The organism is Sphingomonas sp. BL-S-29 (genome assembly GCF_055521495.1).
This window is the reverse complement of sequence record NZ_CM145482.1, coordinates 835,189-862,148: the sequence shown is the minus strand read 5'-3', so window position 1 is coordinate 862,148 and position 26,960 is coordinate 835,189. Positions and strand designations below refer to the sequence as shown.

Below are 26,960 nucleotides of genomic sequence, written 5' to 3'. Positions count from 1 at the left end.
GGCTTAGTTGCCCGAACCAGGTCCGTAGGTGACTTCCACGCGGCGGTTCTGAACCTCGCGGACTCCGTCGGCAGTCGCGACGCGCGGGCGGCTTTCGCCGAACGCTTCCGTCGAGATCACACCCTCGGGGATCGAGTGTGCGGACAGATACGACTTCACCGAGTCCGCACGACGCTGCGAGAGACCCACATTGTATGCGGGCGAACCCGAGCGGTCGGCGTGGCCGGCCAGCATGACCTGCGCATTGCCGCAGTTCTGATACTGGGTGACGGCGTTGTCGAGGATCGACGACGCGTCCGGCGTGATGTCCGACTTGTCCCATTCGAAGAACACGATGAACGGGCCAGGCGAGCAGACCGGCGGCGCCACGACCGGAACCGGCTCCGGCGGAGGCGGCGGCGGGGGAGGCGGCGGGGGCGGCGGGGGCGGCGGGGGCGGCGGCGGAGCGCCGAAGTTGTAGGTCAGGCCACCCAGGATGCTGTGCGAACGATAGCGGGTATCGATCGCACGGCCCGAAACGTCCACCAGCTTGACATTGTCGGCGTTGAAGAAACGATATTTGAACGTCGCATCGAGATGGCTGGTCAGCGGAGCGCGCAGACCGGCGATACCCTGCCATGCGAAGACCGTGTCCGAATCGTCGATGAAGTTGCTGAACGTGTTCAGACCGATGCGGGTCTTGACACGAGCGACACCGACACCGCCGCCGACAAAGCCCTGGATGCCGTCATCGTCGCCGAAGTCGAGCAGGCCGTTCAGCATGAAGCTGAGGGCGGTCGTGCGGCCACCGGCATAGTCATAAGTGCCCGCCGGAGCATTGATCGGCACGCCGGCGGCGTTCCGGATCGGGGTGGTCGTCGTCGACGAATAGGCGTCGACGGTCGAGCTCTTGTAGCCGACTTCGGTTTCAACGCGGAACGCGCCGAAATCATAACCGATCACGCCGTCGACATCATAACCATAATGATGGTCGACAGTCGCTGCGTCGGAAAGCGCGCCGATATCAAAATGCATATCTTCGACGAGCAGCGCACCACCTTCGACACCCACATACCACGAATCATCGCGGGCCAGGGCAGGTGTGGCGAGAGCGGTGGAGGCAAGCGCCATAGCAACGGCAAGCTTCCGCATAAAAATCCCCTTTCTTCGTTGTCACTCGGACAGCGCAAACTCCCTACCCAAAGGAAGGTTTCCGCGCAAGCGAACAAATTCCGGGGGCTGTTGCCGAAGCGCAACAGCTTTGGCGGTTTTTTTGCCGATCTCGATGATCTGCGGCTCTCCGAAAAAGGAGCGTCGGACCGGGCGGTCACGCACGTGCGGCCCACAAACGACGCAGATGCACCCTGCCTGGCCGGCGCGCGCCGGCCAGGTCTCCACGCGAGAGCGGCCCAGGATCGGCCCGTGTCCGAGCGGCGCCGATGCTGCGCCTGCGAAGGATATTAAGCCCGTTTTGGCTATAGTTCGCCGCCGCTGCGGCGAAACCGCCGATCGGGCGGATTATCGGCGCGATGTCTGCTTAAACCCGGGGGGCGCCAATGGCCTGCCCCGGCGGCCGCGACGCCTCACCCCGCGTCGACTGCCTGGATATTCGCCGCCTGCCTGCCCTTGGGCCCTTCGATCACGTCGAACGACACCCGCTGCCCTTCCGCGAGTGTCTTGAAGCCCGGCATGTTGATGCCGGAGAAATGGACGAACAAATCCTCGCCGCCATCGTCCGGGGTCAGGAAGCCGAAACCCTTTGCGTCGTTGAACCACTTTACCGTTCCGGTCGCCATGGTCTCTCTCCTCTCGCCGTAAGCCTATGCCAGCCCCGCAGGCCTTCCAAGCCATTATGTTCCGCGTGAGTAACAATTATCCCCATATTGTTCCAAGCGGCCCGGCAGGCGTGGCTCATATTCGATCGGACTATCGTGCAGGGACGAGATGTGCCGAGGCGCGCGTGCCGGGCGCCAGCAATCGTCAGGGCCTTTTCGCCAGCCAGATGAGGTGCCGAGCGCCCCGTGCGCCCCGCGCCTTGACGACGACCTCATCGACCGCGAACCCGGCCGTCTCCAGGCGCCGGACGAATTTCGCGTCGGGCGCCGCCGACCACACCGCAAGGATCCCGCCCGGTCGAAGCGCCGATCGCGCCGCGTCGAGGCCGGTCGCGCTGTAGAGCCGGTTGTTGCCGTGCCGGGTCAGCCCGTCAGGCCCGTTGTCGACATCAAGCAGGATCGCATCCCAGGCCCCCGGCGCCGCGGTAATGAGCGCTGCGACGTCCTCTTCGGCGATGGTCACGCGCGGATCATCGAGGCTCCCCTCGAAGATCGACGCCATCGGCCCGCGCGCCCAGGCGACCACCGCCGGCACCAGCTCCGCCACGGTGACCGACGCGTCCGGCCCGACCCGGCCGAGCGCTGCGCGCAGGGTGAAGCCCATGCCGAGACCGCCGATCAGTAGCCGCGGCGCCTTCACGGCAACCAGTCTCTCGCACACCAGCGTCGCGAGGGCTTCTTCGGAGCCCGAAACGCGATTGTTCATCAGCTCGTTCGCGCCGAGCATGATCGAGAATTCATCGCCGCGCCGGAACAGCCGCAGCTCACCGCCGCCCGGGACCTGCGTCGTATCGATCAATATCCGGGGAACCATTGCCGCTCTTTCGTCCTGATGTGCCGCACTTCCGTACAGGGTTGGCCGTACAGGGTTGGCGGCGGCGACAATTGCGCTACCGTATCGGCATGAGCGAGTCATGTACGCATCTGGACGGCATCCGGGACGTCGCGCCGAGCGCGGACGGGTGCGAGGAGTGTCTCAAGACGGGGGACTGGTGGGTCCATCTGCGCCTCTGCCGCACGTGCGGCCATGTCGGCTGTTGCGACGATTCGCCCAACCGCCACGCCACCGCGCATTTCCACGCGACCCGACATCCGATCATCGAAGGCTATGACCCGCCCGAAGGCTGGGGCTGGTGCTATGTGGACGAAGTCGATTTCGACCTGTCGGATCGCATGACGCCGCATCCGCGGCCGATCCCGCGGTTCATCTAGGCAAAATAGAAGCGAACCGGACCGGCACGGAATTCTGTCGAATCCAGCGCCGATCCGGTTAAGCCATTTCAGAGCGAGGGGGCCGCGCGCGGCGGCACCCATCGGATCAGCGGCACTTCACCTGCTGGTTGTTCTGGTCGATCGACTTGCCAGCGACGCCGCCGACGATCGCGCCAAGGATCGTGCCGACGCCGCGCGAATGGCCGCCGTCGATCACATTGCCCAGGATGCCGCCGCCGACCGCGCCGACGATCAGGCCGGTCGTGCCGTCGTTGCGCTTGCAATAATAACGCCCGTCATTGCCGCGATAAACGCGCTCGTCGGCGCTCAGCACGCGCTCGCGATAGGTCGGCCCGTCGCGATAATAGCGCGACGGCTCGTAGTCGCTCTCGACCCGATCGTCGTTATAATAGCCGCCGGGGCCGCCCGGGCCGCGATCATAGCCGCCGCCCGGTCCGCCATAGCCACCGCGGTTGCGCGATGCCTGCTGGTAGCGGTCGAATTCCTGCTGGAATATCTGCAGCTCGTTCTGGAACCGCTGCTGCGCCTGCCGGAAACGGGCATCGTCCTGCGCGGTCTGCGCGAAGCTCGGCGTTGCGATCGCCAGGCAGCTGGTGGCCGCGATGACGACGATCTTGGTGAAGCGACTCATTGATGCTCTCCGGATGATGTTACGTGTGCAGAACGAGCGACATGGCCTAACGTTGCAAGGTTGCAACCCGGCGACGCGACAATAAAGGGCGGCGACCATGGTCGCCGCCCCTCATGCGTCGCTGATCAGCGGCAGACGCGGACCCGGTGGCCATAGCGCCAGATCGTCCGGCAATGGCTGCGGTGGCGATCCCAGCCATAATGGCGGCGGTCATAGCCATAGTGACGGCCGCGATCGTGATTCCGGTCCCGATCACGGTACCCGCCACGGTCGCGATAGCCATCGCGGTCGCGGTACCCGTCGCGATAACCGTCCCGGTCATGGCCCCAGTTCTGCGCCATGGCGCTCGTGCTGACGCCCATCGACGCAACGGCGATGCCAGCGGCGGCAAGCATGGTGGTGATCTTCATGACAACTCCTCTCATGCCCATGTATCGGGCGATGAGGAGGAATACGCCCCAGTTCGAGCATGGTTGCTGAACATGCTTGTCGGCTTAGGTACAGGTTTCCGACGAAAACAGCTGGCAAGAATGCTGCAACGTCGATTCAACATCCTCGGTGCGCTGCCAGCATCGCGGGCGGTCGGCTGGAAAAGATCCGATCCCGCTGGCGCTCCTGTCGGGCACCTGTTCTCCACCTGCTATCGGCATAGCAGGTGAAGAAAAATCCGCGTGAAATAGAAGGCGGGAGGGGCCGAATGCTAGCCGATCGCTTCGACCACCCCGGCCCAGGCAGCGATCTCGGCGTCGAAATGCCGCGCGACGATCAGGTCGCCCGCCAGCCCGCGCTCCCAGTCGACCTCGGCCGATCCTTCCCATTCGAAGGTCGCATTGCCCGACAGGCGGACCATGCCGTCGCTCTCCGCCTGGGCGCGGACCAGCCCGCCGCGGTTGAACACGGTCAACTCGGCGCCGAACTCGGCCCGGCCGGTCAGGCAGGCAGCGAAGGTCGAGGCCGCCATGGCGCTGCCGCAGCTGTCGGTCAGGCCGACCCCGCGTTCGAAGGTGCGCACGAACAGACCGGTCGGCCGCATCTCGACATAGGAGACATTGGCCCGGTTCGGCAGCCAGTCGGGCGCCGCCTCGCACACCTCCCCTACCGCGACCAGTTCGGCCTCGTCCACCGAGTCGACGAAGCTCACCAGATGCGGGTTGGGCATCGCCACCGCCGTGAAGCTGCGGGTCGTCGGCAACAGGGCGATCGGCTGCTGCACGATCTCATGCGCGTCGATCCCGAGCGGCCAGCGCGTCACGTCGAGATCGGCGGGGCCTGCCGTCTCGCGGATCGTCATCACGCCCGGCGCGATGTCGGCATCGCGCGCCGCCTCGGCCGCGCTGGTCTTGAGGCGCACCAAGGCGCGGTCGATGCCCTGCCGCTCGAACCCGAGCCGGGCGACGCAGCGCAGCCCGTTGAGGCAGGTTTCCGCTTCGCTGCCGTCCGAATTGAACATACGCATGCCGAAGGCGTGGATCTTGTCGCCCGGCGTCAGCAGCAACAGCCCGTCGCCGCCGACCGGCCCGCGCCGATCCGCCAGCGCGCGCGCGACACCGGCCCAGACCGCGTCGTCGAGGTCGATCTCGCGCGCGTCGATCAGCGGGAAATCATTGCCCGAACCATGGCATTTGATGAAGTCGAAGTTCATGGGCGGCGTCCTAGCCGAAATCGCGGCGATGCTCCACCATCGCCGCGGCCGATGCGGGGCGATGATCGAACCGCGCTAGCGACAGGAGGACGGCGATGGATCTGCTCACTGCGTTCGGGCTCTTCGCCGTCACCGGCATGCTGATCTGCTATGCGTTCGACGCGCGATCACATTGGTGGGGGCTCGGTTTCGCCCTGTTCTGCCTGCTCGGCTCGGCGTACGGATTCCTGCAGGGCGCCTGGCCGTTCGGGCTCGTCGAAGGCGTCTGGGCGATCGTCGCCGCGCGGCGCTGGTGGGGGCGTTTCCGGCCAGCCTGATCAGGCTACTCGCGCGATGAACGCCTGTTCCGCCGCCACGATCGGCGCGAAGCTCGGCCGGGCCAGGATGCCGCGCACATAGGCCGCCGTCTTCGGCCAGCGCGCCACGTCGATCGGGCAGCCGACATGGCCCAGATTCACGAACGGGCTCGCCACGGCGATATCCGCCAGGGTGATGCGATCCTCGACCAGATAACCGCTCGCGGTGACCTGAGTCTCCAGATAGTCGAGCAACGGCGGCAATTCGATTTCCACCGCCGCATCGGCCAGGGCATCGTCGCCGGGCTGCTTCAGCACCTTGGGCGCCACGAAGCGGTTGAAGAACACCTTGCCGGCCATCGCGAACATGATCGTGTCCGTGAATTCCTCGAACCAAATCGTCCGCGCCCGTGCGATCGGGTCGGTCGGAATCATGTTCGGCTCGGGGAACTTCGCCTCGAGATAGGTGATGATCGCGGTCGAATCCGAGATGCAGAAATCCCGGCCGTTATCGGCACCGGGATCGCGAAAGCCGGGCATCTTGCCGAACGGGCTGCATTCCTCGAACGCCGGGCCGCCTCGCCCCATGCCGGCAGGCGACAATTCCAGCGGGATGCCCTTCTCGATCCCGAAAGCGAGTACCTTGCGCACGAACGGCGACATGCTCGATCCATAGACGATCATCGCTGAGCTCCCTTTCCCGGTCCATTTTTCTTGTTGGGAACACCCTAGCATATCAGTTGCATGTTGCAACTAATCCTCGGGCCGCGAGACGAGACACGCGGCGGACACTGTGGCACATCGCCATGGCTGCGAAGCGGGGGAGTCGCGCGTGACGGTCATCTTGTTCATCGCCATCGTCGCGCTCGGGGTCGTGCTGGAGCGGCTCGTCACGCGACTACGGCGGCTCGAGCATCATGTCGTCGAGCTGGAGGACCGGCTGATCCGCCTCGGTGCCCGCGGGGTGACTCACCACGCCGAACCGACCGAGCCTCAGCAAGCCGATGCCATGGAGCGAGCGCAGGCCGCCGCCGCGCCGCCACCGCCCGCAATCGTGCCGGAACCGCCGATACCGCCCGAGCCGGTCGCGCCTGAACCAGTCGAGGCCCCGGCCGAAACCCGCCGACCTCCCACGCGCGAAACCGTGCGGATCGGGTTCGAGAACATCGTCGGCGCCAAGCTGCCGATCTGGGTCGGCGGCGCGGCTTTGGTCCTCTCCGCTTTCTTCCTGGTGCGTTATTCGATCGAGAACGGGCTGCTCGGGCCGACGGCGCGGACGATTATCGCCGGACTGTTCGGGCTGCTGCTGGTCGCCGCCAGCGAGGTTGCCCGCCGGCTGCCCGCCACGCGCGACGACAAGCGGGTCGGTCAGGTGCTCGCCGGCGCAGGCATCGCGAGCCTGTACGGCACGCTCTACATCGCAGCACAGCTCTATCATCTGCTCGGCGCCGCCCCGGCCTTTGCGATCATGGTGGTAGTCACGGCGGCCGGTCTCGGCCTTGCGCTGCGCCACGGCCCGCCGACGGCGATCATGGCGCTGATCGGCGGCTTCGCGGCACCGCTCGTATCCAGCTTCGATCCGGGCAATATCGGGCCGCTGCTGATCTATCTCGGCCTGCTCGTCGCTGCGCTGTTCGGGCTCGCGATCCGGCGCGGCTGGGTGTGGCTCGCGGTCGCGGCGTGCGGCGGCGGCTTCGCCTGGGTCAATATCCTGATCGCCATGGTCACCGGGCGCGAGCTCGCCGGAGTCGGCGGCTTCGTCGTGCTGCTGGCGATCGCCGCGACCCTGGCGCTGCCGCGCACCGGCACGACGCGGTCATGGCTGCGTTTGCTCCCGCTGGTCGCGGGTCTCGTCCAGTTGCTGATCCTCGCGCCCGCGCTCGATTTCGGGCCGCTTGCCTGGGGGCTGTATCTGCTGCTGAGCGCCGCCGCGCTCTGGCTCGGCTGGCGCGACGAAGCGCTGGTGCCCGGGCCTGCTGCGGCACTGGTACTGGTGCTCGCCCTGCTCGGCATTGCGCTCGACGCACACGAACTGTCTCATGCCCCGCTGGCGGCAATTGCCGTCGCCCTGCTCTTCGGCATTCCCGGCCACCTGCTCGCCCGGCGCGGCACGCTCTGGGCCGGCATCGCGCTCGGCGCGACCGCCGGGCCAGTGCTGCTGACGCTCGCCCTCGCCCACCAGCTGCTCCCGCCCGCCGTCTGGGCGGGCCTGTTGAGCCTGACGGCACTGGCTGGGGCCTCGCTCGCCTGGCGGTGGCGCGACACAGCGCGCGAGACGCTGACACCCTCGATCGGACTGACCGGCGGCACGGCCGTCGCCGCGCTGCTCGCTGGGCTGGCAGTGGCTGAGGTGATCGCCGAACCATGGCGCTGGCCCGTCTGGCTCGTCATCGGCGTGGCGATCGCCGCCTGGTCGCGGCGAACGCGCGACCTGTCGCTCACCTATCTCGCACCGGCACCGTTGCTGGTGACGGGCGCGGCGATGATGATCGAGCTCGACCGGTTCGCCCACTATCTGTCCAGCGTCCTGCTGACCGATCCCATGCCGGCGTTGCCCGACCTCGTCGCGATCGGCCTGCTGCCGGCATGCCTCGTCGCGGCGACTGCCTGGCTGCTCCTGCCCGGACGGATACGCATCGCGCTTGGCTGGATCGCGCTCGCGCTGGCGCTCGGCTTCATCCCGGCGCTGCTGCCGGCCCCCTGGCACACGCCAGGCCTCGCCGCCGCGACCGGCGCGCTGATCCTCTGGTGCCCCGCCCCGCGCCGCTGGGCCGTCGCCGGGGGACTCGCCACCCTGGCCAGCGCCATCCCGCTGATCGGCGCGCTTCTCTGGATGGCCGTCGGATCGGTCGGCGGAAGCCGGCTGACCTATCTCTATCTGCCGTCGCTGCCGAGGATCCTGCGCGAGCTGACTCTGTCCGGCGGCCTGATCGGCATCGCCCTGCTGCGAACGCCCGGCCTGCCCGGCCCATGGCGAAACCGCGCCGTCGCGGTGCTGGCGGGCATCGCCGCCATCACCGTCTACACGCTCGCCAAGGCGCCGCTTGCGATCGCCGATCTCGATCGATTCGAAGCGCTCGGCTTCCTCGAGCGCGTGGCGATCACCCAGCTCTTCTTCGCCGCCGCCTGGCTCGCCACGCGCTACCGGCGGGATATCGCAACCGCCCTGCTCGCCGTCGCGCTCGCCCGATTCGTCTGGTTCGATCTGGCGATCCTGTGCCCGGTGCTCGTGCCGCAATCGGTCGGCTCGATCCCGCTGCTCAACCTGGCGACGCTCGATACGGCTTTGGTCGCCGCCTGGCTCTGGCCGCGGCGTGCCGATCGCTGGTGGCGCGGGGCGATGCTCGCCGCCGTCATCGTCGCGGTCGCCGCTACCGTCCGCCAGGCAACGCATGGCGATATCCTGACCGGCCCGATCGGCCGGACCGAGAACTGGCTCTATTCCGCCGCTTTCCTTGGGCTGGCGCTGGTCTGGCTCACCCATGGCATCCGTCAGGGGCTGGGCGACCTGCGCGTCGTCGGGCTCGGCCTGTTGTTCCTGGTGACCTTCAAGGTGTTCCTGATCGACGCGGCGATCCTGGAGGGGATATTACGGATCCTCTCCTTCCTGGGGCTAGGCATCGCGCTGATCGCGATCAGCTGGGCCTATCGCCGCTTCGTCGCGGTTCAGAGCCTCAGCACATAACCCTTTTGCGGCGGGGCGCGGCCGGCCAGCTGGTCGCGCCACACCCGCTGCAGGGCTTCGGCACCGGCGCCCTTCTCGACGCTCACCCAGCCCTCCGCCTCGGCGACGAAGCCGGCCCAGCGCTCGGCCAGCGCGGCGTTGAACGCCTCCGGTCCGATCTCGCCAATCAGCGCGGTCGCCGCGTCGGGCGCGAAGAACCATATCGGCTTCGGCCCGGGCAGTTCCCCGGCATCGCCGCGCTCGTCATGATGCGTCACCCCGACGCGCAGCACATAGGCAAGCTGGCCGGGCAGTTGTTCGTAGAGCGCCTGGAGCAGCGCGCCATTGCCGGCGAAATCGACCAGCACTGCGCTGCCCGTCACCGCCAGCCCGTCGAGCGCGTCATAGGCGACGACCTCGTCATACAGGCCGGTCCCTTCGACGAAGGCGACATTGGACGCCCCGGTCAGCCCGATCCGCCGTACGCCCGGGCTGTCGGCCCGCGCGACATGCGCCGCTGCCATCGCCGTCTTGCTCGATGCGCTGGTCACGATCAGCGTGCCCGCACCATGCCAGTCGGCACGCCGCAGCTGGTCGCCGATGAGGAAGCTGGTGGTGAAGAGCGGCGCGAACAACATGCGCGCCTCCTCACGCGCGGGATCGTGCGCCGGGTCGGCGGCGAGGCGGCGATACTGGTTGTAGATCGGGCTCATCGGCTGGCGGTGCGCCGCCATGTCGCGGAACCCGTCCGCCGCGATCTTGCCCGGCTGGGCGATCAGATGCGAGGCCATCGGCAGATAGCCATAGACCCGCTCGCCGACCGCGATGTCCGGGTGCCGCGACGTGGTCACGCGCGCATGGCCCCAGACGGGCACGATGCCCCAGCTTTCGGGCGCCGGGAAGAAATTCCAGTAAGCGAGCTGATCGCCCACCACGGCATAGGTCACGTTGTTCGCGGTGACCGCAAAGGCCTCGATCTCGAGCAGGATCTCGCCGTCCTTCGGCTCCGACACCAACGTCTCGTTGATCGCAGTCTGGCTCAGATCGTCGCGCCGGACCATCATCTCACGCTTCACGGGCATCCCCGGCCTCCCTCGCGCCGCCCCACCGGCGCGGCACGCATCATGATGGCGCAAAGGCTCGGACGCCAGCCCCGTTGATGCCCAATCCGGCACGAAATGCCGCAACCTTGCCGCGCTGGCGCATTTGAGAGATAGGGGAAACCGATATGGTTAGGAGAGGGGTATGATCACCGCGATCCGCGAAGTCCGCAGGGCCAAGGGGCTGACGCTCGACGATGTCGCCCGGCGCTGCGCACCGCCTACCACCGCGCAGACCATCGGGCGGCTCGAGACCGGCACGCGCACCGTATCGGTCGGCTGGCTCAACCGCATCGCCGATGCGCTGGGCGTCACCGCGGCCGACCTGGTCAGGTTGCCCGAGCGCGCCGAGATCGCCGTGGCGGCGATACTCGACGCGGGCGGCGCGAATGCCCCCAGACGCCCGGCTACGGTCGCGCCGCCCTTGCCCGCGCCCGGCCTGATCGCGGTGACGATCGCCGCCGGTATCGGCGACTACCGCGCCGGCGACGAGCTATGGTGCGAGACATTGGCACCGGACGCCTATGTCCGCGCGCTCAACCGCGATGTCCTGGTGCCGCGCCCGGCTGGCCGCTTCCTGTTTGGTCGCCTGATCGGCCGCGAGGAGGGCAAGCTTCAGATCCTGCCACTGGGCGCCGGCACGCGCCAGCAAGTGGTCGCAGATCCGCCCTGGATCGCCCGGGCGGTACGGCTACTGAGATCGCTCTGAGCGCTTAGCTTTCGCCGCGTTGCTCGCGTGTGGCGCGGGCTTCCTCGACCAGCGCGTCGAGTTCGGCCCGATAGGCGGCCATGCGCCGCATCTCGCCTGGCTCTGCTTCGTTCGCATCGGCACCGGCAATCAATTCATCGACGAAATCACTGTCCGGCAGGCGGGCGAGCAGTTCCGCGATGACATGGCGGTGCGCCATGCGCACGCCATCGAGCGAAATCACATGCCCCATGAAGTTTTCCAGCAGCTTGTTCAGCCGGTCGTCGGACGTGCTCATGATCACTGCCTCCTGTTCGCCAGCCGACCTTGCTGCGCAGGCCGGTGCCGATGGAAAGGGTGGTGGGCGATGACGGGCTCGAACCGCCGACATTCTCGGTGTAAACGAGACGCTCTACCAACTGAGCTAATCGCCCTCGCTCTCGCGAGACGCTGGGAAGGCTGCGGCAGCACTTCTCGCGCGGTGGCGAGATAGTCGGGAACGTGGTTCGCGTAAACCCGCGTTATTTTCTGATCGCGGATGCCCAGGCGAGACCGGGTATCACCGCCCCAGAAGGTCGCGGCTCATTCTCCATACCAACGGCGCCGGTGCGCTCGGTAGCCGCGCCGAGCCACAATCGCTACACCGAGCGCGAGGACAGAAATAATGATGTAAGCGACGATAAGACGAGGTTCCATGAGGCGCTGTACGCATCAAGCGCGTAAAAAGATGCACGCGATCGTTGAAAAACGCGCCAGCTACTCGGCGCGCGCCAATTCCCAACCGTGGTGAGCCTTGATCATGGGCGCACCACATCCGATACAAACGGTGCGATAATTCTCGCCGTCAAATTTAACTCGCCGACGGTTGCGATGGTGCTTCCCCACCAAACACCGAAACAGCTGCAAAAAGCGCATACCTCATCCCCCTCCTGGATCGGGCGCCTCACGAATCATCTTCTCCTCCCAACAGCTTAGCACAACGCTACTCGTCTGTCGGCAACCTGGATCTATTGAGAAGCACTAGCGGCAGGATTCGCTACCCGTGTTGAGTAGAACCGCATCGGGCGCACTGCTGAAGTAAGGCATGATGGTCAGGTAATCGGGCCGGCCCGCTTCATCGCCGCGAAATAGTCGCGCATCCCGTCACGCGCGCCGGGCGACAGCGCGATGAAGGCGCGGCGCTTGTCGAAGGGATCGGCATGGCGCTCGAACACACCCGCCTCGGTCATCTTCGCGATCCAGCGCAGCGCGGTGGTGGGTGCGACAGCAGCGGCAATGCACAGGCTCGATACCGAAACCCGTGTCCGTTCCAGATCCGCCACGAACAGGTCGAGCAACATGTCCCAGGCGGGATCCTCGAACAGACCGCGATCGAAGAACTGCTCGCGCAGCCGCCGCGCTCGGATCACCTCGCGCACGTCGCGCGATGTGACTGGCGATGGTTCATGGTCGGGCGCCGCATCGCGCTCGGCCGGACGGCCCTTCAGACCCGCTCCACCATCTATCGCATTACCTTCATCCTCGTGATTCAGGCGCGCGATGATCTCGGCGATCCGGGCAATCTCCCTGTTCAGCCGCCGCAAGCGCGCCGAGTCGGCGTCGCGCCGCGAATCGTTGAGCCGGCCAGTGCGCGGCATCAGTGCGACCGCATAGGTTGCGACCCGGTCGGCGACCGACGGCGCGCAGAGCAGGTCGACATGGCCGCCGAGCAAATGGGCCGTGACCAGGTCGAGCTGATGGCGGGCGAACGAGACAACGACGCGCGCGTCGACGGCGCGTGCAAGGGCATCGAGGTGCGGCAGAATGACATCAATCGTGGCATCGGGAACATCCTCGGCTTCGACGACCAGCAGGCCCAGCGTGCTGTGCTGAAGGAGGCGCTCTGCGGCTTGCGCCCAGCCGACCCGGCCGAGCGGGCGACCACCGGCGAGCGTGACCGCGTCCAGCGCGGCCAGTGCTGCCCCGTCGTCGTCAGCAACGATCAACGCGGGGACGGTCGTGGCGTAGGTCGCCTCCGTCGCCGAATCTGTCATTGCCCCCACCGTCATACGGTCCGGTCGCCCCCTCGGCCCGGAATGCGGCAGAAATACCCACTTATGAAGAATGGGTTAGTCATGAGTACATCCATATTGGAGGCATGAGTCCCGAAATGGCTCAATAGGCGACTGCATCGCCGCTGCACTTCGACCGAAATGGATGCAATCGATGGTCAAGCGGAGCGACCAGGCAATGTGCCGGATTGGACCAGAATCAGGCGCCGAGCTCAATCCAGGGACTTCACGATCTCCTCGACCATCTTCTTCGCATCGGCCAGCAGCATCATCGTGTTGTCCATATAGAAAACATCATTGTCGACGCCGGCATAGCCGACACCGCCCATGCTGCGCTTCACGAACAACACGGTCTTGGCCTTTTCCACGTCGAGCACGGGCATGCCATAGATCGGCGAGGTCTTGTCGGTCTTCGCCGCCGGATTGGTCACGTCATTGGCGCCGATGACGAAGGCGACATCCGTCTGGGCAAACTCGCTGTTGATGTCCTCCAGCTCGAACACCTCGTCATAAGGCACATTCGCTTCGGCGAGCAGCACGTTCATATGGCCGGGCATGCGCCCCGCTACGGGGTGGATCGCGTATTTCACGCGAACGCCATGCTCCTTGAGCTTGTCGGCCATCTCGCGCAGCGCATGCTGCGCCTGGGCCACCGCCATGCCGTAACCGGGCACGATGATGACCTGCTCCGCCTGCTGCATCAGGAAGGCCGCGTCCTCGGCCGATCCGCGCTTCCACGGCCGATCCGTCGCCGCCGCGGCACCGCTGGCCGCGCTGTCGCCGCCAAAGCCGCCCGCGATCACGCTGATGAAGCTGCGATTCATCGCGCGGCACATGATGTAGCTGAGGATCGCGCCCGACGACCCGACCAGCGCGCCGGTGATGATCATCGCCGTGTTGTGCAAGGTGAAGCCCATCGCCGCCGCCGCCCAGCCCGAATAGCTGTTGAGCATCGACACCACGACCGGCATGTCCGCCCCGCCGATCGGGATGATCAGCAGGAAGCCGATCGCAAAGCTGAGCAGCGTGACCGTCCAGAAGATCCAGGGGCTCTGATCCTGAGTGAAATACGCGATCAGCCCGAGGATGCTCGCCAGCACGCCAAGGTTGATGACATGGCGGCCGGGCAACATGATCGGCTTGCCGCCCATGTTCCCGTTGAGCTTTAGGAAAGCGATGACCGAACCCGAGAAGGTGATCGCGCCGATCGCGACGCCAAGGCCCATCTCGATCCGGCTGACCGTCAATATCTCGCCATCGGCACCCATGATCCCGAACGCTTCGGGATTGAGGAACGCCGCGACACCGACCAGCACCGCCGCCATGCCGACCAGCGAGTGGAAGGCGGCGACGAGCTGCGGCATGTCGGTCATCGCGATCTTCCGCGCGGTGACCACGCCGATCGCGGCGCCGATCGCGATCGCGATCAGGATTTCCGGCAGCGACGCGATCTCATGCGTGAAGAGCGTGGTGCCCACGGCGAGCGCCATGCCGATCATGCCGTAGCGATTGCCGCGCCGAGAGCTGGCGGGCGACGACAGGCCGCGCAGCGCCAGGATGAAGCAGACGCCCGAAATCAGGTACGCCAGCGCTACCCAGGGATTGACCGGTGCTGCTTCGTGCATGTGCTAAACCCCCAAAACCCTCACGCCGCTCACTTCGCCGCGGGCTTGTCCTTCTTCTTGTACATGGCGAGCATCCGCTCGGTGACGGCGAAGCCGCCAAAGATGTTCACGCTGGCGAACACCACCGCGAGCAGCCCCAGCCATTTCGACGAGGCCGACCCGCCCGCCGCCGCCGAACTGGCGATCAGCGCGCCGACGATGATCACCGAGGAAATCGCATTGGTCACCGCCATCAGCGGCGTGTGCAGCGCTGGCGTGACCGACCAGACGACATAATAGCCCACGAAACAGGCCATGACGAAGATCGACAGGATCGAGATGAAGTCCATGGCTCTTCCTTAATCCTCCCCGGCACGGGGAGGGGGACCAGCCGCAGGCTGGTGGAGGGGGCGTGCCGCATATGCAGCGATCGCGGCAGCGGCAGCGTCCGGGTCGCGAAGGATTCGCGCGGCCGCGACCCGAAGGATACGCAAGCCGTTCTCGCTCAGGAAGCGATCTCGCAGCTCGTCGCGTACCGGCCGATCGCCGCGCGAATGTGCTTCACCGTCGATCTCGATGACGAGCGATGCCTCGCGGCAGTAGAAATCGACGACATAGGGGCCGATCGGGTGCTGGCGCCGGAATTTGAGGCCGCCGACCTTGCCACGCAACCGCTGCCAGAGCTGGACTTCCGGCAGGCTCATCTCGCGGCGGAGTTTGCGGGCGATCGATACTTCAGGGCGCAGCATGTGCGGAAGCCCCCCTCCACCAGCTTCGCTGGTCCCCCTCCCCGTGCCGGGGAGGATCATCCGAGCAGCCGCACGTTCACAACGGCTCCATCCCTGGTCAGCCGGATCGCGTCGCCGATCTCCGCGTCGAGCACCGGCTTGCCCGCTTCCTTGTCCCAGAAGGCGCTGAGGAAGTTGAACAGGTTGCGCGAGAAGAGCGCCGAGGCATCCGCCGCCAAGCGGCCCGCCACGTTGCGGTGCCCGACGATCTTCACGCCCGAAACGGTCACGACCTCGCCCGCGACCGCGCCCTCGACATTGCCGCCCTGCTCGACCGCGAGGTCGACGATCACGCTGCCCGGTTTCATCGACGCGACCTGCGCCGCCGAGATGAGCCGCGGGGCCGGGCGCCCGGGAATGAGCGCGGTGGTGATGACGATGTCCTGCTTGGCGATATGGCCCGAGACCAGCTCGGCCTGCGCCGCCTGATATTCGGGCGACATCTCGCCGGCATAGCCGCCCGATCCCTCGCCCTCGATGCCGACGACATTTTCGACGAAGATCGGTTTCGCGCCGAGCGACTGGATCTGCTCCTTCGTCGCCGAGCGCACATCGGTCGCCGAGACCTGCGCGCCGAGGCGCCGCGCGGTGGCGATCGCCTGGAGGCCGGCGACGCCGACGCCCATCACGAACACGCGCGCGGCGGAGACCGTGCCCGCCGCGGTCATCATCATCGGAAAGGCCCGGCCATATTCGGCCGCCGCATCGAGCACTGACTTGTAGCCGGCCAGGTTCGATTGCGAGGACAGGATATCCATCGACTGCGCGCGCGTGATGCGCGGCATGAATTCCATCGCCAGCGCTTCATAGCCGCCCGCCGCATAGGCATCGATCCGGGCGCGCTCACCGAACGGGTTGAGGCTCGCGACGATCCAGGCGCCGGGCGCCGCGCCGCTCAGGCTCGCCGGATCGGGGCCCTGAACGCCGAACACGATATCGGCATCCTTCAGCGTGTCGGCACGCGACCCGACCGTCGCGCCCGCCACGGCATAGTCGGCATCGGCATAGGACGCGGCCTCGCCGGCACCCGATTCGACCGCCATCGCGGCGCCGAGCGCAATGAATTTCCTGACCGTTTCGGGGGTCGCTGAAACGCGGCTTTCCCCTGCGGCCTGCTCCTTGAGGACCGCGATCTTCACCCGGCGCTACTTGCCGGAGATCAGCCAGATCACCAGAAAGGCGATCAGGAAACAGCCAACGGCGCCCCATTTCAGCATCCCGATCACCTTGTGATAGGTCGCTTCGTGAACCTTGATCTCGCCGTCTCCGGCCATCGGTCGTCCCCTGCCTGTAAACTTGTGCAGGCTGCTTAGCGGGCGCCGCGCCGTCCCTCAAGTCCCGCCTTGAGACGGTTAAGGCGCCCTTTACATCTGCGCCCTATGGTTACCGCTCGATCCGGGGACATTGGAACGGGCGGGATGACGCGCAACCGGCAGCGGCTGTTGATGCTGATCGATGACGAACCGGCGCAGCGCCGTCTCGTCGCGGCGCTCGCCGCGCGACGGGGATGGCGCGCGATCTTCGCCGATGACGGCGAGATGGCGATCGCCATGCTCGACGGGCAGGACGATGTGGCGCTCGACGCCATCCTGCTCGATCACTGGTCGCCGGACGCCGACGCGACATCGCTGATTGCCGAAATTCGCCGGCGCTGCCCGGCATTGCCCCTCCTGATGCTGACCGCCAACGGCTCGGTGGCGCATGCCGTCGCGGCGATGCGCGCCGGCGCGAGCGACTTCCTCGTGAAACCGCTCGCCCCGGAACGGCTGCTCTGCGCACTCGACGCGGCGGTCGCCCCAAGGGCAGCGGGCGAGTTGCGCCCGCTGACGGAAAAAGTCCGCGCCACGCTCGCCTTTGACGAGATCGTCGGTTCCGCCCCCGATTTTCGCGCGGCCCTCGCCATCGCCGCCAAAGCAGCCCGCGCCCGGGTCCCGGTGCTGATCGAGGGCGAAAGCGGCGTGGGCAAGGAAATGGTGGCCGAGGCGATCCATGCCGCCTCCCCGCGCGGCAAGAAGCCGATGATCTCGGTCAATTGCAGTTCGATCCCCGCCAACCTGATCGAGTCCGAGCTGTTCGGGCATGAAAAAGGCGCGTTTGCCGGCGCGTTCGACCGCAGGATCGGCCGTTTCCAGGAAGCGGACGGCGGCACGCTGTTCCTCGACGAGGTCGGCGAGATGCCGTTCGACGCCCAGGTCAAATTGCTGCGCGTGCTGCAATCGGGCGAGATTCAGCCGATCGGCGCGCGCCATGTTCGCGAAATCGATGTCAGGATCATCGCCGCGACCAACCAGCGGCTGATCGGGTCGGTGGAGGCAGATCGCTTTCGCGAGGATCTCTATTACCGCCTCAACATCGTCCATGTGACGATCCCGCCACTGCGGGAGCGCGCCGGCGATATCCCGGCGCTGACCCGCCACTTCCTCGCGCGAATCGCCGAGCAGCCCGGCCTGCGCGAACTCGGCATCACCGAGGATGCGCTGGCCCTGCTCGGGAGCTATGACTGGCCGGGCAATGTCCGCCAGCTCCAGAACGCGCTGTTCCGCGCCGCCATGCTGTGTGATGGCGATGCCCTTACCCGGCTCGATTTCCCGGAGATCACCGCGTTTGGCTCGCGGCGTCATGGCCCGGCCGGGCCTTCGCCCTTGGCGCCCAGCGGCGGGATCACCCTCTTTCACCCCGACGGCAATCTGCGCGCGCTGGAGGACATCGAAGGGGATGTGATCCGTCTCGCCATCGGCCATTATCGCGGCCGCATGACCGAGGCTGCCCGCCGGCTCGGGATCGGGCGGTCGACGCTCTACCGCAAGCTCAGCGAGCTGGGCATCGACAACGTCGCCTGAAAGCGCCGTTACCGCTATCATCTCGTCACCATCGCCTTCGATATGCTATAGGATTCTCCACGGCCCGCGACGTGTCGCCGCGTGAAGCCGGGGGAGATCCGAATGTCGAACGAGATGTCGCGCCGCACCCTGATCGAGCTCGGCCTTGCCGGTGCATCCGTCGCCGTCGCGGGAGCAGCGGTCGCCAGGCCCGGCGGCAACCCACTTCCTCAACCCCAGGACAGGCCGGCGCTGCCTGACGGGGACAAGATCGGCTTCGCGGTCGTCGGCCTGGGCAAGCTCGCCCTTGGCCAGATCATCCCCGGCCTGAAGACGGCGAAGAGCGCCAAGCTGGTCGCCGTCGTCAGCGGCGATCCCGCCAAGGCCAGGCGCATCGCGGCGGAGAACGGACTGCCCACCGATGCGATCTACAACTACACTGATTACGATCGCATGGCGAAGGACCCGCGCATCCAGGTCGTCTACATCGTCCTGCCCAATTCGATGCACGCCGAATACACCATTCGAGCCCTGAAAGCCGGCAAGCATGTGCTGTGCGAAAAGCCGATGGCGACCAGTGTCGCCGATTGCGAGGCGATGATCGCCGCCGCGAAAGCCGCCGACCGCAAGCTGATGATCGCCTATCGCTGCCATTACGAGCCGCTGAATCTGGCCGCGATGCGCCGGCTCCGCTCGGGCTCGCTCGGCAAGCCGCGCATCGTCACCACCGATATGGGCCGGCAATCGACCCTGTCCGATCCGTCCGACGCGTGGCGGCTCGACATGAAGATGTCGGGCGGCGGCGCGCTGGCCGATATGGGCGTCTATGGCATCAACGCGTCGCGCTATCTGCTCAACGAGGAACCAGTCGAGGTCCGCGCCTGGGCGAAGACCGACCGCACCGATCCGCGCTTCAGGACCGTCGAGGATGTCGTCTCCTGGCAGTTCCGCTTCCCCTCGGGCACGATCGCCAACGGCACCACCTCCTTCTCCTGCGCCGGGACCATGGCCTATCAGGTGTTCTGCGAGAATGGCCGGCTGGTGGCCGATCCAGGCTGCTTCTATGGCGGCAACAAGCTCAGCCTGATCGGCGTGCCGGCCGCGCAGGGGGCGCCGAAGATCACCGAGATCGACCAGTTCGAACGCGAGATGGACTGGATGGCCGATGTCGTGCGCGGCAAGGTGCCTCTGGTCACCCCGGGCGAGGAAGGCCTGCAGGACGTTCGGCTGATGACCGCGATCCTGGAATCGGTGGCAAAGGGCGGCGCGACGGTGAAGACCGACTGGGGCTACAGGCGCGCCCATGATCCGGCGGCCGTGGTGGATTTGCCCGCCTAGCGCGCTGCGACCAGCGCCGCGTCCTTCAGCCCGCGCCATACGCGCAGCGCCTGTACCGTTTCCGCCACGTCGTGGACGCGGAGCAATTGCATGCCCGACTCGATGCCCTTCAATGCCAGCGCGATCGACCCGCCCAGCCGCTGGTCGGCCGGCGCCTCGTTGGACAGCGCCCCGATCATTCGCTTGCGGCTGGCGCCGAGCATGATCGGGCAGCCAAGGCCGTGGAACAGCGCGAGCCCGTTGAGCAGCGCCAGATTGTCCTGCAGCGACTTGCCGAAGCCGATGCCGGGATCGATCATGATCTTCGCCCGATCGACCCCCGCCGCCGCCACTGCTGCGACGCGCGCCTCGAGCCAGTCGAACACGTCGGTCAGCACGTCGCCATAGCCTTCGCCGCCATGCGGGCCCTTTTTGGGGTCGGGCGAATGCATCAGGATCACCGGACAGCCAGTCCGCACGACCACGTCCAGCGCGCGGTCGTCCCACAGCAAGGCCGACACGTCGTTGACGATCGCCGCGCCAGCGGCCAGCGCCGCCTCCATCACCACCGCCTTGCGCGTGTCGACCGAGATCAGCGCGCCGCTCTTCGCCAGCCGCTCGATGACGGGCACGACGCGTTTCACTTCATCGCCTTCCCATACCAGAGGCGCGCCGGGCCGGGTGGATTCGCCCCCGATGTCGATCAGCGTCGCGCCCTTGACCGAAAGGTCGAAGCCGGCCTCGGCTGCCGCGGCCGGGTCAGTCAGCTTGCCGCTGTCGGAGAAGCTGTCGGGCGTCACGTTGAGGATGGCGGCAACCGTCGGCTGGTCGAACCGCAGCACGCGCTCACCAAGGGTCAGCGCCGGGCGGGGCGCGGTGATCGCGGCATGCAGCCCGGCCGCCCGCTCGTTCCCGCCCAGGTCGCTCTCGAAGGCGGCGATCGGCACGGTGCGGCGCTTGCCGCCCTCGATTACTTCATAAGCGGAGAACCACGTCATCCCGCCCGCCAGCCGCGCGACCTCGCCGTCCCGGCCTATGGGCGTGTCGACGAACTGGACGGGGCGGAGGTGGAGCCTGGTCATCGATCCTCTTTCGTCATGCCGGACTTGTTCCGGCATCCATCGTTCCGCACATCTTGCGCGTTGGGCTCCTGCGGCACGATGGACCCCGGAACAAGTCCGGGGTGACGTCTGGTTAAGGCTGAGTCGCCAGCAGATATTCCTGCCGCAGCGCGTCGATCGGCCTGAGCCCCTCCGGTGTTTCATAATGCCAGAAGGTCCAGCCGTTGCAGGCCGGCGCATTCTGCAGGGTCGAGCCAAGCTTGTGGATCGACCCCGTGATGTCGCCGCTCATCACTGAGCCATCGGCGCGCACGGTCACGCGGAAGCGGCGCTTGCTGTCGGTCAGCACGGTGCCCGCCACCAGCATGCCGTTCTCGACGATCGTGCCGAACGCCACGCGCGGCGCGGATTTGGGCGACTGCATCGTCACCAGCGCGGATTCGTCGAGCGGCAGCGCCGCCTCGATCCGCTCCAGCGCCGCGGCGCAATAGCCCGCCTCGCGCTCGATGCCGATCCAGCGCCGCCCGAGCCGCTTGGCGACCGCACCCGTGGTGCCGGTGCCGAAGAACGGATCGAGCACCACGTCGCCCGGCTTGGTGCAGGCGAGCAGGATGCGATAGATCAGCGCCTCGGGCTTCTGCGTCGGGTGCACCTTCACGCCGTCGCGCTTCAGCCGTTCCTGACCGCCGCAGATCGGGAATTCCCAGTCGCTGCGCATCTGCAACTCGTCGTTCAAGGTCTTCATGCTGCGATAGTTGAAGGTGTAGCGTGCCTTCTCGCCCATCGACGCCCAGATCAGCGTCTCATGCGCGTTGGTGAAGCGCGTGCCCTTGAAGTTCGGCATCGGATTGGCCTTGCGCCACACGATGTCGTTGAGGATCCAGTATCCCAGATCCTGGATCGCGCTGCCGACCTTGAAGATGTTGTGATAGCTGCCGATCACCCAGATCGCGCCATTGTCCTTCAGGATGCGCTTCGCCTCGGTCAGCCAGGCGCGGGTGAACTTGTCGTAGATGGCGAGCGAATCGAACTTGTCCCAGTCGTCGGTCACCGCATCGACATGGCTGCCGTCGGGCCGGCTGAGATCGCCGCCGAGTTGGAGGTTATAGGGCGGATCCGCGAAGATCAGATCGACCGACTTGGCCGGCAGCGCGCGCATCGCGGTGATGCAGTCCTGCATGATGATGCTGTCGAGCGGCAGCTCGGCGCCCGGCAGCGTGTCCGCCACTGGCGCAACCGCGCGCGCCCTAACCTTCTCGATCACACCCATTACCAGCTACCCCCATTGAAGAGCGGTGCATCCCTGCGGATGTACGGACTCGGGTCAAGCAGAGTTTAGTTAACGGGAACGCTTGCCAAATTCTTAACAAACCGGAACATTTTAGGAAGCTGCCCAGATGTTGAGTCGAGTTATCCACAGGGACTCAATCCATGGTGTGTGGCCAAAAAGACTCACGAACCAAGATTTGGCCTAGAAATCGAGCCAGGCCTGGGCGACCGGCGCGAAGCTGCGCCGGTGCAGGGGCGACGGGCCATGCGCGCGCAGGGCATCGAGGTGCGCGCGGCAGGCATAGCCCTTGTTCGAATGCCATCCATAATGCGGGTGCGATTCGGCATGGGTGATCATGATCGTGTCGCGGGTATGCTTGGCGATGATCGACGCCGCGGCGATCGACAGCGAGATCGCATCGCCCGACACGATCGCGGTCGCCTGATGCGTCCAGCGCGGCAGACGGTTGCCGTCGACCAGCACATGCGCCGGCAACAGGCCGAGCGCCTCGACCGCCAAGGTCATCGCCTTCATCGTCGCCCAATAGATATTGAGCCGGTCGATCTCGTCGGCCTCGACGATACCGACACCGACTGTCGCGCAGTCGCGCAGCCGGTCGTGCAGCCGCTGGCGCTCGGCTGCGCTGAGCTTCTTCGAATCGTCGATGCCGCGCGGGACGCCCCTGGCCGGCAGGATTACCGCCGCTGCGACCACCGGCCCGGCAAGCGGCCCGCGCCCGGCCTCGTCGACGCCGGCGACCGGCGCGAGGCAGAGCTTTTCATGCTTGAGCGAAGGGCGTGTCACGGCAAGCGCCATGGCGGAAAACGCCGATTCTCGCCAGCCTGATAGAGGCAGATCGCATTGCCCGCGGGGTCGGCGAGTCGCGCCTCGCGCCAGCCCCAACGCTCCAGGACGGGATCGGATACGGCGATGCCGCCCTCGCGCAGGCGGAGGACCAAAGCGTCCAGATCGCCGCATTCCAGGAACAGCACCGGCTTGCCCGCGATCTCGTCGGGCGTCTCGATCGACAGCGTGGCGCCGCCCGCGCTTTCGAACCGGGCATAACGTGGCGCTGATTCGACGATCTGGCGCAGGCCGAGCAGCCGGTAAAAGGCAGCGCTCGCGTCGTAATCGGCGAGCGGCAGGGTGACCTGGTTGAGCATCGCCCCGCCGAGATCGCTGTCGAGCCGCACCGCCTGGTGGCCCATCGGTCCGTGGCCGCCGCCGAAGCCGGGCGCCTCGCGCAACGCCAGCCGCACGAACAACCGCGCCCTGGCAATCGAATCCGCCAGGGTCAGGCCGCGCCCAAGGCCGGTCGCGATGGCGCTTGCCAAGGTACAGCCTGTGCCATGGCTGTGCCGCGTCTCGATACGCGGATCGGCCCAGCGAATCTCGCCGCCATCGGCGAATAGCAGCCGGTCAACCACCTCGGCGGCATCTGCATGTCCGCCTTTCACCAGCAACGCCGCGGCGTTGGCGTGAACCCCACCCTCGCCTCCCAGCGCGTCCAGCTCGGGCAGGTTGGGCGTAGTCACCCAGGCAACGCGCATCAGCCGCGCGAAGGCGGCGATCGTGGCGTCATCCGCCAAAGTGGCACCGCTCGTCGCGACCATGACCGGATCGAACACCACCGGTACGATCGGCATCGCTTCCAGCCGATCCGCCACGGCATTGGCGGTTTCGGCCGAGCCGATCATGCCGATCTTCACTGCATCGACGCCGATGTCGGAGACGACCGAATCGATCTGGGCGATGACCATGTCGGTCGGGATCGGATGCACGCCCTGCACGCCGAGGGTATTCTGTGCGGTGATCGCCGTGATCGCGGTCATCGCGTGGCCGCCGAGCATGGTGACGGTCTTTATATCGGCCTGGATACCCGCGCCGCCGCCGGAATCGGAGCCGGCGATGATGAGGATGCGCGGGGTCACGCGCGCCCCTTGAACTTCCGCTCGGTCGACGCCGGATAGCGCAGCAGCGCATCGTCCACCCGCGCCGGCCGGTCCATCAGCTCGCCGCCGCAATTGGGGCAGCGATCGTCCATTGCCTCGGCGCAGGGGGCGCAGAAAGTGCATTCGAACGAGCAGATGAACGCGCCCGCCTCGTCGGCGGGGAGGTCAGTGCCGCAGCGTTCGCAATCGGGGCGCATTTCAAGCATGGGTCAGTTCCGTCTTCTTCTCCCCTCCCGCTTGCGGGAGGGGTCGGGGGAGGGCCTGTCCTTACAGGTGCCGCCGCGACATGCCCTCCCCTAACCCCTCCCGCAAGCGGGAGGGAAATTTGCTACGCAGCCGCCACGCGTACCGCGTCGCAGATCCGGTCGACCACGCGCTGGACCTGGTCGGGGTCGTCGCCCTCGGCCATCACCCGGATTACCGGCTCGGTGCCGGAGGGGCGGATCACCAGCCGGCCCTTGCCCTCGAGTTCGGCCTCGGCCTCGGCGATCACGGCCTTCACGGCTTCCGCTTCGAGCGGCTTGCCGCCCTTGAAGCGCACATTCTTGAGCAGTTGCGGCAGCGGCTCGAAACGATGGAGCAGCTCGCTGGCGGGCAGGCCGGTCTCGACCAGCTCGGCGAGGATCTGCAACGCCGCGACCAGCCCGTCGCCGGTGGTGGCGTAATCGGACAGGATGATGTGACCGGACTGTTCGCCGCCGACATTATAGCCCTGGGCACGCATCGCCTCGAGCACATAGCGATCGCCGACCTTGGTCCGGATCAGCTTGATGCCCTGAGTCGCGAGATGCCGTTCCAGCCCCAGGTTCGACATCACCGTCGCGACCAGCCCGCCATTGGCCAACTGCCCGCGCCGCGCCCAGCCGCTAGCGATCGTCGCCATCAGCTGGTCGCCGTCGACGACATGGCCCTGCTCGTCGACGACGATCAGCCGGTCGGCATCGCCGTCGAGCGCGATGCCGATCGCCGCGCCGGAAGCCACCACCGTCTCGCACAGCACCTGCGGCGCGGTCGAGCCGACCCCGTCATTGATGTTCTTGCCATTGGGTGAGGTGCCGATCGCGATCACCTCGGCGCCCAGTTCCCACAGCGCGGCGGGCGCGACCTGATAGGCGGCGCCATTGGCGCAATCGACCACGATCTTCAGCCCGTCGAGCCGGAGCTGCCCGGGAAAGGTCGATTTGGCGAAATGGATGTAGCGCCCGCGCGCATCCTCGACGCGGCGCGCCCGGCCGATATCGGGCGAGGCCGCCAGCGGCACCTCGCCGTCGATCAGCGCCTCGATCGCGAGCTCGTCGGCGTCGGACAGCTTGTAGCCGTCCGGCCCGAACAGCTTGATGCCGTTATCGGCATAGGGATTGTGGCTGGCCGAGATCATCACGCCCAGATCGGCACGCATCGACTGAGTGAGCATCGCGACCGCGGGCGTCGGCATCGGGCCGACCAGCACCACGTCCATGCCCACGCTGGTGAAGCCCGCGACCATCGCGTTCTCCAGCATATACCCCGACAGCCGGGTGTCCTTGCCGATCACCACGCGATGCTTGTGCTCGCCGCGCACGAAATGCGCGCCGGCCGCCATGCCGACCTTCATCGCCATCGCCGCCGTCATCGGGGAAAGATTGGTGGCCCCGCGAATCCCATCGGTGCCGAAATATTTTCTTGCCATGTCAGCGCGTCCGTTCAGCTATGCAGCCCAATTCAGTGAAGCGGCGTGATAGCGCCGGATAAGTCGAAGGGCGAGCATGTCGCAAGCAACCCGCATTCTCCTGGCCCTGGTTCTGGGGCTGGCCATCGGCATCGGTCTCGCGACCTGGTCGCCGGGCTCGGCCGAAAGCGGCCTGATCGTCGCGCAGCCGATCGGCACTGCCTGGCTCAATGCGCTGCAGATGACGATCGTGCCGCTGGTCGTGTCGCTGCTCATCACCGGCGTCGCGGCGACCGCCGCGGCGGCGCGTGCCGGGCAGGTCGCCGGCCGCGCGCTCGGCCTGTTCATCGGGCTGTTGTGGTTCTTCTCCACCTTCGCCGCGATCGCCACCCCGTTGCTGCTGGGCTGGTTTCCGCTGCCGACCGAGGCAGCAACAGCGCTGCGGGCTGCGCTCGGCACGACGGCGCCGGTCGGCGCGGTACCGCCCTTTGCCGATTTCATCGTTTCGATCGTGCCGACCAATCCCGTCACCGCCGCCGCCACCAATGCCTTCCTGCCGCTGATCGTCTTCACCATGGTGTTCGCCTTCGCGCTTACCCGCCTGCCGGTCGAGCCGCGCGAGCTGCTGACGAAATTCTTCCAGGCAGTCGCGGACGTGATGCTGATCATCATCGGCTGGATCCTATGGCTCGCCCCGATCGGCGTGCTCGCTTTGGCCTATGTCGTCGGCGCGAAGGCCGGCACGGCGGCGTTCGGCGCGCTGCTTCATTATGTCGTGATCGTCTCGGGGATCGGCATCCTGGTGTGGATGACGGCTTACCCGATCGGCGCGATCGGCGGGCGGATCGGCCTTGCCCGCTTTGCCCGCGCGACCGGCCCGGCCCAGGCAGTGGCGATCAGCACGCAATCCTCGCTTGCCTCGCTGCCCGCGATGCTGCGCGGCGCCGAGGGGCTGGGCGTACCCGTCGCGACGTCGGGCGTGGTGCTGCCGCTCGCGGTCGCCATCTTCCGGGTGACCGGCCCGCCGATGAACCTCGCGGTCGCGATCTATGTCGCTTACTGGTTCGGCGTGCCGCTCGGGCCGGCGCAGCTCGCGGCCGGCGTGGCGGTCGCTGCGATCACCACCATGGGCGCGGTCAGCCTGCCGGGGCAGATCAGCTTCGTGACCTCGATCGCGCCGATCTGCATCGCGATGGGCGTGCCGGTCGCCCCGCTCGGTCTGCTGGTCGCGGTCGAGACCATCCCCGACATCTTCCGCACGCTCGGCAATGTGACGATGGACCTGGCGACGACGGTGACGGTCTCGGCGCGCACCGGCGGCGTCCCGGAGACGGAGGGCGACGCACTGCTCCGGGAATAGTCGGGGAATAGGGTATGTGCCG

General features: G+C 66.8%; 28 protein-coding genes and 1 tRNA gene. 7 read left to right on the top strand and 22 right to left on the bottom strand.

All coding sequences use genetic code 11. The features are described 5' to 3' along the window. Window positions 1–3: 3 nt before the first annotated feature. The 3 genes from ACZ1I2_RS04185 to ACZ1I2_RS04175 form a co-directional block, all read right to left on the bottom strand. Complete coding sequence (locus ACZ1I2_RS04185; RefSeq protein WP_465170891.1) at window positions 4–1,131, bottom strand: OmpA family protein; 1,128 nt, start codon at window positions 1,129–1,131, stop codon at window positions 4–6. 431 nt (window positions 1,132–1,562) lie between these two features. Continuing rightward, window positions 1,563–1,775, bottom strand: coding sequence for a cold-shock protein (locus ACZ1I2_RS04180; protein ID WP_465170892.1), 213 nt, complete (start codon window positions 1,773–1,775; stop codon window positions 1,563–1,565). 184 nt (window positions 1,776–1,959) lie between these two features. Next, window positions 1,960–2,628, bottom strand: coding sequence for a spermidine synthase (locus ACZ1I2_RS04175; RefSeq protein WP_465175048.1), 669 nt, complete (start codon window positions 2,626–2,628; stop codon window positions 1,960–1,962). Between the two features lie 89 nt (window positions 2,629–2,717). On the opposite strand from ACZ1I2_RS04175, the gene ACZ1I2_RS04170 reads away from it, so the two are divergent. After that, window positions 2,718–3,026 carry a UBP-type zinc finger domain-containing protein gene (locus tag ACZ1I2_RS04170; RefSeq protein ID WP_465170894.1) on the top strand — a complete coding sequence of 103 codons (309 nt, stop codon included), beginning with the start codon at window positions 2,718–2,720 and terminating at the stop codon, window positions 3,024–3,026. Between the two features lie 106 nt (window positions 3,027–3,132). Here the strand turns inward: ACZ1I2_RS04170 and ACZ1I2_RS04165 are convergent, their stop codons facing one another. The 3 genes from ACZ1I2_RS04165 to dapF form a co-directional block, all read right to left on the bottom strand. Then, window positions 3,133–3,678: a glycine zipper 2TM domain-containing protein gene (locus tag ACZ1I2_RS04165; protein ID WP_465170895.1), complete on the bottom strand. Its 546-nt coding sequence runs from the start codon at window positions 3,676–3,678 to the stop codon at window positions 3,133–3,135. 125 nt (window positions 3,679–3,803) lie between these two features. Next, window positions 3,804–4,088 (bottom strand): hypothetical protein, encoded by a 285-nt coding sequence (locus tag ACZ1I2_RS04160; protein WP_465175049.1) that lies wholly within the window; start codon window positions 4,086–4,088, stop codon window positions 3,804–3,806. A gap of 290 nt (window positions 4,089–4,378) precedes the next feature. Beyond that, on the bottom strand, window positions 4,379–5,320 hold the full coding sequence (gene dapF / locus ACZ1I2_RS04155) for a diaminopimelate epimerase (protein WP_465170897.1): 942 nt from the start codon (window positions 5,318–5,320) through the stop codon (window positions 4,379–4,381). Window positions 5,321–5,415: 95 nt separating this feature from the next. Between dapF and ACZ1I2_RS04150 the strand changes: the two genes are divergently transcribed. After that, window positions 5,416–5,637 carry a hypothetical protein gene (locus ACZ1I2_RS04150; protein WP_465170898.1) on the top strand — a complete coding sequence of 74 codons (222 nt, stop codon included), beginning with the start codon at window positions 5,416–5,418 and terminating at the stop codon, window positions 5,635–5,637. Here ACZ1I2_RS04150 and ACZ1I2_RS04145 read toward each other — a convergent pair whose 3' ends face one another. Further along, a complete protein-coding gene (locus tag ACZ1I2_RS04145; protein ID WP_465170899.1) occupies window positions 5,638–6,300 on the bottom strand; it encodes a glutathione S-transferase family protein in 663 nt (220 codons plus the stop codon). Between the two features lie 148 nt (window positions 6,301–6,448). Between ACZ1I2_RS04145 and ACZ1I2_RS04140 the strand changes: the two genes are divergently transcribed. Further along, a complete protein-coding gene (locus ACZ1I2_RS04140) occupies window positions 6,449–9,301 on the top strand; it encodes a DUF2339 domain-containing protein (RefSeq protein WP_465175050.1) in 2,853 nt (950 codons plus the stop codon). On the opposite strand, the gene ACZ1I2_RS04135 is transcribed toward ACZ1I2_RS04140, so the two are convergent. Then, complete coding sequence (locus ACZ1I2_RS04135; RefSeq protein ID WP_465175051.1) at window positions 9,283–10,362, bottom strand: DUF2855 family protein; 1,080 nt, start codon at window positions 10,360–10,362, stop codon at window positions 9,283–9,285. The two genes, ACZ1I2_RS04140 and ACZ1I2_RS04135, sit on opposite strands and share 19 nt — an antisense overlap. 163 nt (window positions 10,363–10,525) lie before the next feature. Between ACZ1I2_RS04135 and ACZ1I2_RS04130 the strand changes: the two genes are divergently transcribed. After that, window positions 10,526–11,089: a helix-turn-helix domain-containing protein gene (locus ACZ1I2_RS04130; RefSeq protein WP_465170902.1), complete on the top strand. Its 564-nt coding sequence runs from the start codon at window positions 10,526–10,528 to the stop codon at window positions 11,087–11,089. A gap of 4 nt (window positions 11,090–11,093) precedes the next feature. Here ACZ1I2_RS04130 and ACZ1I2_RS04125 read toward each other — a convergent pair whose 3' ends face one another. From ACZ1I2_RS04125 to ACZ1I2_RS04090, 8 genes are all read right to left on the bottom strand, one after another. Then, window positions 11,094–11,366, bottom strand: a complete 273-nt coding sequence (locus tag ACZ1I2_RS04125) for a hypothetical protein (protein ID WP_465170903.1) — start codon at window positions 11,364–11,366, stop codon at window positions 11,094–11,096. Window positions 11,367–11,426: 60 nt separating this feature from the next. Next, window positions 11,427–11,502 (bottom strand) — tRNA-Val (locus tag ACZ1I2_RS04120). A 657-nt stretch (window positions 11,503–12,159) separates the two neighbouring features. Then, window positions 12,160–13,101, bottom strand: a complete 942-nt coding sequence (locus ACZ1I2_RS04115; protein WP_465170904.1) for a hypothetical protein — start codon at window positions 13,099–13,101, stop codon at window positions 12,160–12,162. Window positions 13,102–13,331: 230 nt separating this feature from the next. After that, window positions 13,332–14,744, bottom strand: coding sequence for an NAD(P)(+) transhydrogenase (Re/Si-specific) subunit beta (locus ACZ1I2_RS04110; protein ID WP_465175052.1), 1,413 nt, complete (start codon window positions 14,742–14,744; stop codon window positions 13,332–13,334). A 29-nt stretch (window positions 14,745–14,773) separates the two neighbouring features. After that, complete coding sequence (locus tag ACZ1I2_RS04105) at window positions 14,774–15,073, bottom strand: NAD(P) transhydrogenase subunit alpha part 2 (RefSeq protein WP_465170906.1); 300 nt, start codon at window positions 15,071–15,073, stop codon at window positions 14,774–14,776. A 9-nt stretch (window positions 15,074–15,082) separates the two neighbouring features. Next, complete coding sequence (locus ACZ1I2_RS04100; RefSeq protein WP_465170907.1) at window positions 15,083–15,472, bottom strand: endonuclease domain-containing protein; 390 nt, start codon at window positions 15,470–15,472, stop codon at window positions 15,083–15,085. A gap of 56 nt (window positions 15,473–15,528) precedes the next feature. Further along, the gene (locus tag ACZ1I2_RS04095; protein WP_465175053.1) at window positions 15,529–16,650 is read right to left on the bottom strand and encodes an NAD(P) transhydrogenase subunit alpha; all 1,122 of its coding nucleotides are present in this window, start codon (window positions 16,648–16,650) and stop codon (window positions 15,529–15,531) included. A gap of 6 nt (window positions 16,651–16,656) precedes the next feature. After that, the gene (locus ACZ1I2_RS04090; protein ID WP_465170909.1) at window positions 16,657–16,785 is read right to left on the bottom strand and encodes an aa3-type cytochrome c oxidase subunit IV; all 129 of its coding nucleotides are present in this window, start codon (window positions 16,783–16,785) and stop codon (window positions 16,657–16,659) included. 144 nt (window positions 16,786–16,929) lie between these two features. Here ACZ1I2_RS04090 and ACZ1I2_RS04085 point away from each other — a divergent pair, with 144 nt between their 5' ends. Together ACZ1I2_RS04085 and ACZ1I2_RS04080 are read left to right on the top strand one after the other, a co-directional pair. Continuing rightward, a complete protein-coding gene (locus tag ACZ1I2_RS04085; protein ID WP_465170910.1) occupies window positions 16,930–18,351 on the top strand; it encodes a sigma-54-dependent transcriptional regulator in 1,422 nt (473 codons plus the stop codon). Window positions 18,352–18,453: 102 nt separating this feature from the next. Continuing rightward, window positions 18,454–19,668: a Gfo/Idh/MocA family protein gene (locus tag ACZ1I2_RS04080; protein WP_465170911.1), complete on the top strand. Its 1,215-nt coding sequence runs from the start codon at window positions 18,454–18,456 to the stop codon at window positions 19,666–19,668. Here ACZ1I2_RS04080 and folP read toward each other — a convergent pair. From folP to glmM, 6 genes are all read right to left on the bottom strand, one after another. Then, window positions 19,665–20,729 (bottom strand): dihydropteroate synthase, encoded by a 1,065-nt coding sequence (folP, locus tag ACZ1I2_RS04075; RefSeq protein ID WP_465170912.1) that lies wholly within the window; start codon window positions 20,727–20,729, stop codon window positions 19,665–19,667. The two genes, ACZ1I2_RS04080 and folP, sit on opposite strands and share 4 nt — an antisense overlap. 112 nt (window positions 20,730–20,841) lie before the next feature. Continuing rightward, complete coding sequence (locus ACZ1I2_RS04070; protein WP_465175054.1) at window positions 20,842–21,978, bottom strand: DNA methyltransferase; 1,137 nt, start codon at window positions 21,976–21,978, stop codon at window positions 20,842–20,844. 201 nt (window positions 21,979–22,179) lie between these two features. Beyond that, window positions 22,180–22,794, bottom strand: coding sequence for a ribonuclease HII (locus tag ACZ1I2_RS04065; protein WP_465175055.1), 615 nt, complete (start codon window positions 22,792–22,794; stop codon window positions 22,180–22,182). Continuing rightward, window positions 22,779–23,909 carry a bifunctional hydroxymethylpyrimidine kinase/phosphomethylpyrimidine kinase gene (gene thiD, locus ACZ1I2_RS04060; RefSeq protein WP_465170915.1) on the bottom strand — a complete coding sequence of 377 codons (1,131 nt, stop codon included), beginning with the start codon at window positions 23,907–23,909 and terminating at the stop codon, window positions 22,779–22,781. Before thiD ends, ACZ1I2_RS04065 begins: the two co-directional genes overlap by 16 nt. Next, entirely contained in the window at window positions 23,906–24,136 is a 231-nt protein-coding gene (locus tag ACZ1I2_RS04055; protein WP_465170916.1) for a DUF1272 domain-containing protein, read from the bottom strand. The genes thiD and ACZ1I2_RS04055 overlap by 4 nt, the downstream gene beginning before the upstream one ends. Window positions 24,137–24,258: 122 nt before the next feature. After that, on the bottom strand, window positions 24,259–25,599 hold the full coding sequence (gene glmM / locus ACZ1I2_RS04050; protein WP_465175056.1) for a phosphoglucosamine mutase: 1,341 nt from the start codon (window positions 25,597–25,599) through the stop codon (window positions 24,259–24,261). A gap of 76 nt (window positions 25,600–25,675) precedes the next feature. Between glmM and ACZ1I2_RS04045 the strand changes: the two genes are divergently transcribed. After that, window positions 25,676–26,938, top strand: a complete 1,263-nt coding sequence (locus ACZ1I2_RS04045) for a dicarboxylate/amino acid:cation symporter (protein ID WP_465175057.1) — start codon at window positions 25,676–25,678, stop codon at window positions 26,936–26,938. The last annotated feature ends 22 nt before the right edge of the window (window positions 26,939–26,960 follow it).